We start from the raw sequence: 5,175 nt of genomic DNA on the forward strand, positions 1-5,175 counted from the left end.
AACCGGTGGTGAGTCCGGTTTGCATGACAGGTCTCCCGAGTGCGATGGAAGAAGGGGCACCAGGTTTGGCAAGCACGACGCGTTCCAGCATCCTGAATTTGGCTTGGCACCCGGTGGTGGTTGCCCTGTCTCCCGATTTGTGACAGAACTAGATCGGCGTCAAGCTATCCATCGGCCGGCTCGCATCGACGCCTGGCTTCTGGCTGACGTACACCGTTCCTGCGAGAGCCAGCCCTCGTGGCACGTTGACTCATATGTGATACGTGATGAAAGTTCGCGATTGCGCCCCGGTCAGCGGCAGAGTATGAGCGCAGCGTCCGCCGTCCTTGCTGGTGCAGGGCGCTTCGGGCGGCATGTCGACTGCGCTCATTCAGGTGGGTCGTGCTGCTGGCTTCGAGGTGCGGGCCACGACGCGCAATGACGAGGGTGCCGCGATCGCCGAGCGCCTCGGCGCCAACCGGATATTCCGCCATGGCGATCAGTTGCCGCGCCGCGCTGATGCACTCGTCGACAACATCGGGGCCGTGACCTGGGCGGACAACCTGGGGGCGGTCAAACGCGGCGGCGTCGTGGTGATCCACGGGGTCACGACCGGGTGCCGCGGAAACCGATCTGCTGCCCATCTTTGTCGAGCAGATCGACATAGGCGGCACCATCATGGGCACGCACGAAGAGATGAAAGCCATGATGCAGTTCATCATCCGTAACGACATCAAGCCGGAAGAAGCCGCTGTCGTGCCGATGACGGAGGCTCGTGCGGCGATCGCCAAGATGATTGACGGCCGCACGCGGGGAAAGACTGGCTTCACGCGATGAGCGCACGGACGGATGCAATTCCAAGCTTTGGACACGGTGATGAAAATCGGTTTTATCGGCGCCGGCCTGATCGGCGGTGGCCTCGCTCGCCTGGCGGTGCAGGCGGGGCACGAGGTGATCGTTAGCAACTCGCGCGACCCGCGTACCCTTTTCAGCGTCGTTGCCGGCGGGTCGCGGCCGCGCCGGCACCGTAGCTGAGGCCGACGCGCTCGGAGACGGGCTTCAGCGGCAGCCCTGGCTGCGTCTGGTCGAGTGTCAGCCGGACGGTCTTTCGTTTCAAAGGATCTTCAGATTCCGAATTTTGCCGATCGAGGGTGAGCGCTCAGCGATCAGGTTCGTGATGAATTCCGGCAGCAGCGCGCGCGGCACATTCACCGGTACATCGGCGATGACCCGAGACGGCACGTGAACGAAAAATTCTTTCGGCGCCGAGGCGAGACTGTGTTCGTAGCTGACGCGGATTTCCATGGCTTGATGTGCTGCGAGGTTATAAAGAAAAATGCGCAAGGCTGCCCGTGATGCGGAAGTCTCTGGCGTGCCGATTGCCTGCCAGAGACCGCACGGCGCGGTGCCTGTCTGCCTTCGACGCGCCGCCCGGGAACTGCTCATCGCTGAAGCCGAAGTTTCACTCCCGTGTCGGAGCATAGCGCCCATCGGCTATTGTCGGAGAGCGCGGACCTGCACGGGCAGACGGGTTTATTACAGCGTCGTACCCCATTTAAAAACTGCGATAAATTATATTATGTTAAATCTGGTGGGCGATCAGGTACGCCCATGACCATTCACTGCGGATCCCTTGGCCTGACCGGACAGCATGTCGGCGCGCCTCCCACTTTATTGATGCTACAATTGATGCAGAGTAGCATCAAACCGGAGGTCAAATGCGAACCACCGTTACCATCGACGACAGCCTTTACCAGCGCGCGCTTGAGCTTGCCGATCCTGACATGGACAAGGCAGACCTGTTCCGGGTGGCAATGCAGACGTTTATTCGCGTGCAGGCTGGCAAGCGGCTGGCAGCCCTGGGTGGTGCCGCACCCGATATGCCCGACATCCCGCGGCGCCGATCCGAGCCTGCGAACCAATGAGCGTCCTCATCGACACATCCGTCTGGGTTGATCATTTCCGTCGCGCCAACACGAGGCTTGTTCAACTGATCACGAGCGACCAAGCGCTGACACATCCAGTCGTGCTTGTTGAACTCGCCTGTGGCACTCCGCCAGCACCTCGCGCCCGGACGCTCCACGACATCGGGCTGCTGCAACATGCAACGCACGCGACTTGGACCGAGGTGATGGAGTTGATCGAGGCGAGACAATTTTACGGTCGAGGCTGTGGCAGCAGCGATCTTACGTTGCTTGCGTCAACCTTGATGACTCCCGGTGCATCGATCTGGACCCTGGACAAGCGCCTCGCTCAGCTCGCCGCTGAACTTGGCATCGCGTGCATGCATGACATCCACTAGACGCGTCACCCGGCACTACCGTCCGGATGAACACTATCGCCGCGGAACGGCCTCAGCATCACTAGCGGTTCTGTCGCGATAAGGATGGCAGGCCGAGCATGTTCCCATATATATCGGATTGCTTATGTCACCAGCGAATGGAACTGAGCGGCTGCCGTTCGGTCATCGCCCTCGTTTTTCATCTGCCCCTTGCGAATCATATGCATCACCTCAATACCAGAGAGAATGATGCGCGCACACCGAAAATCCTTGAAGCCCATCCATCGGTCTGATGATCCGTTTGATCGCTCGATGGTCCTGTTCCACGACGTTGTTCAGGTATTTGTTCTGCCGGATCCTGATCGGGGTTTCGCGGTCTGCGTTGATGGCTTCAAGTGCGGCCAGATTCGCGCCGCTTTTGTCGATAGTCACCGTCGCGGGTTCGCCATTGCGGGCGATCAATTTTTCGAAATATCGCCGCGCCGCAGTCTTATCTCGATGGGCCCGCAGCAGGAAGTCGATGGTGTTGCCAGCCTTGTCGACGGCGCGATACAGGTATTTCCATTGGCCATTGACCTTAAGTGGTCCGTCCTGAACAATTCGTTTTGCCGACAACCGGTGTTACGGTGATTGAAGGCCAGCAACGCGGCGGTTGAGCAAGGCCACCAGAATGAAGGCACAAAGAAGCCGCAGCTTCCTGAGGATCATTCGAAGATTGTGGCCTGCGCCACACAGCACCGCGTGCATCGCGTCGCCGAGCGCACCCTTGAGCCAGTTGCGATCGAGTTTTCCGTCTGTCTTCATGTGACCGATGGCTGGCTCGATCGCGCTGCGCCGTCTGATCATCGCGCGTAGTCCGCGTGTGATGCCCCGCCGCAAGCCCGGGTGGTAGATCTTCACACCATCGACGGCGACACCCTTGTAGCCACGGTCGACGATAGCGACCTCCGGCGTGGCGTCGCACAGGATTGCTGCCTGTTCTAGCGCTTCGGCCAGCGTGTGCCCATCGTACGGATTGCCTGGCATCGAGCGCATCCCAACCACCAGTCCTTCCTTGTGGGTCGTCGTGATCGACACCTTCATGCCGAACTCGTAGGGTGTGCGCACCTTGCCCTTCGCCAGACATTCAACCTCTGGCGCATGTAGTGCGTAGAGCTTGTTTTTGTCCTTCGGCTTCCGCGACAGCATTCGCTTCGTGCGCTCAATCAGCTCCTGCAGGACCGGGAGGTTTGAGTCCGCTACCTGGTCGACCTGTCGCTCCACATCGCGCATCACACGTCCAACGCGCGAACGTAACGTACGCAATGCCTTCCTCATGCGCTTGTACTGCTTCGCGTGAGCGTAGCGGCCAATCTGGCGCGCCAGGTGTGGGGCCTCGCGATTGTAGTTCTGCCTGAGCTTCAATCCGTGCCGTGCCGCAGTCTTCACCAGATGTTCGCGACACCGCTCGAGCAGGCGCGAATCGGTTGGATGGGCGATCGCCTTTTGCATGACCGTCGTGTCGACGATTACGCGCTTCGCGCTTGAGGCCTTGATCACGCCCGCGCGCTTCGCCGCTTCGATCGTCTCAGCCAGCAACTCCTCAACTCCGGCTTCCCCTAGGCGCTTGCGCCAGCGCGTCAGGCTCGACGGATCGATCGGCGGTTCGGTCTGTAAAAACGTTTCGCCGGTGAAGACTTGCCAATACGGGTTCTCCACCCATTGCCAGACCACTTCCTCGTCCGACAGATCGAACGCATGCTGGAGATACAACAAGCCAGCAATCAGCCTCGGTGACGTGGCCGGCCGACCCTTGCGTGAGACGAAGCTCGCGCTCATCGACGCATTCAATCCATTCCAGTTGATCAGATCGGCCAGGCGCACCAGGGGATGCTTCAGGTTGATCTGCTCGCGCAGAGGATGCCGGAACAAATCGCCTTCGCTTACTGGTGTCTTCGGACCCATCCAGACCTCGACAGAATTTGCAGGAAACAACCCAGAATCTGCCAGGTTCCTGCAAATGCATCAACAACTTTCCGCTCCAAACCCTTGCTGCACAAGGCCCTTCGAATTTTTCAGGTTCGACTCATTAAGGCGGGAAAGGAATTCGAAATGGTCTATGTGCCGGGCGCTGATCATGGAGCCCCCGGTATCTTCACCGAGCGTAAGCTCGTGGATTTCTTCGTTCGCAATGTTTTCGGGCAAGATCCGCCTAATTGGAATGCCACATCGACGCATTTTCCGTCGAGTTGATGACCCTTTATACTGATCGCCGTGACCTTGAGTTCGTAGGATTTTTGTATAGTCACATTCAATCGTTTACGTTGGGCTCAGGACTGCTATTGCTTGCCTTCGTTGAACGCAAGCCCGCAAGATTCGTGTGGGAGACCGGCGCAGTGTCATCGCCGGTCGCTGAGCGTCGCCGTCGTTCAGGCGCTACGCCGAAAGCAGTGGGGTCAATGCATTTGCGCGTTGGCGCAGCAGGCACAGGTTTGAGGTGAACATGCCCGTGTTCTTACCGGGTTGCCATGCAACCGATCCCGAGATGGGGCATGTTCCTGGAGACAACTCCGGCGCAACGCGCATGCAGGATGAGGCTGGCCAGGCGCCAGCGGATTGAATTGACCGCGCAGTCAATGTTCGAACCACAGCGAGCTCGTGACATGCCTTGACAATATTCCGCTCATAGAAGGTAAGCTCAACCGCCTTCACCACGCACCTGCCAGATTTACCACCCCAGCCCTTGATGGTTATGGACTTCGCAATCATTTGCTCGCTCGTCCGACTGGGTAGGCCTCGTATCTGGTTTCTGTTCGTCAGGTCGTGGCTTTGCTACACGCTTCCTTCAGACCCCGCCTCACGACGACGCCCTTGCGTTTCACTAGCCCTTCACCACCATCAGGTTGGGCAGGGGACTTTCACCCCCAAGCTGTTGC

General features: G+C 59.0%; 6 protein-coding genes and 2 pseudogenes. 4 read left to right on the plus strand and 4 right to left on the minus strand.

The features are described 5' to 3' along the window. Positions 1-353 precede the first annotated feature (353 nt). Positions 354-536: pseudogene (locus M3I54_RS45635) on the plus strand (Zn-dependent oxidoreductase); the annotation flags it as partial. A 49-nt stretch (positions 537-585) separates the two neighbouring features. Here the strand turns inward: M3I54_RS45635 and M3I54_RS43390 are convergent. Further along, positions 586-927, minus strand: a complete 342-nt coding sequence (locus tag M3I54_RS43390) for a hypothetical protein (RefSeq protein ID WP_254346540.1) — start codon at positions 925-927, stop codon at positions 586-588. On the opposite strand from M3I54_RS43390, the gene M3I54_RS43395 reads away from it, so the two are divergent. Further along, complete coding sequence (locus M3I54_RS43395) at positions 856-1,014, plus strand: NAD(P)-binding domain-containing protein (protein ID WP_133191107.1); 159 nt, start codon at positions 856-858, stop codon at positions 1,012-1,014. The two genes, M3I54_RS43390 and M3I54_RS43395, sit on opposite strands and share 72 nt — an antisense overlap. Before the next feature lie 78 nt (positions 1,015-1,092). Here M3I54_RS43395 and M3I54_RS43400 read toward each other — a convergent pair whose 3' ends face one another. Continuing rightward, positions 1,093-1,284, minus strand: a complete 192-nt coding sequence (locus M3I54_RS43400) for a hypothetical protein (RefSeq protein WP_133191109.1) — start codon at positions 1,282-1,284, stop codon at positions 1,093-1,095. A 413-nt stretch (positions 1,285-1,697) separates the two neighbouring features. Here M3I54_RS43400 and M3I54_RS43405 point away from each other — a divergent pair, with 413 nt between their 5' ends. After that, entirely contained in the window at positions 1,698-1,904 is a 207-nt protein-coding gene (locus tag M3I54_RS43405) for a type II toxin-antitoxin system VapB family antitoxin (protein ID WP_133190593.1), read from the plus strand. Further along, on the plus strand, positions 1,901-2,281 hold the full coding sequence (locus M3I54_RS43410) for a type II toxin-antitoxin system VapC family toxin (protein ID WP_133190591.1): 381 nt from the start codon (positions 1,901-1,903) through the stop codon (positions 2,279-2,281). Before M3I54_RS43405 ends, M3I54_RS43410 begins: the two co-directional genes overlap by 4 nt. A 122-nt stretch (positions 2,282-2,403) precedes the next feature. Here the strand turns inward: M3I54_RS43410 and M3I54_RS43415 are convergent. Together M3I54_RS43415 and M3I54_RS43420 are read right to left on the minus strand one after the other, a co-directional pair. Beyond that, positions 2,404-2,842 (minus strand): annotated as a pseudogene (locus M3I54_RS43415) (IS6 family transposase); the annotation flags it as partial. A gap of 39 nt (positions 2,843-2,881) precedes the next feature. Further along, entirely contained in the window at positions 2,882-4,204 is a 1,323-nt protein-coding gene (locus tag M3I54_RS43420; protein WP_254346538.1) for an IS5 family transposase, read from the minus strand. Positions 4,205-5,175: the final 971 nt, after the last annotated feature.

It is taken from the genome of Paraburkholderia sp. CNPSo 3274 (assembly GCF_024206475.1).
Lineage (GTDB): Bacteria > Pseudomonadota > Gammaproteobacteria > Burkholderiales > Burkholderiaceae > Paraburkholderia.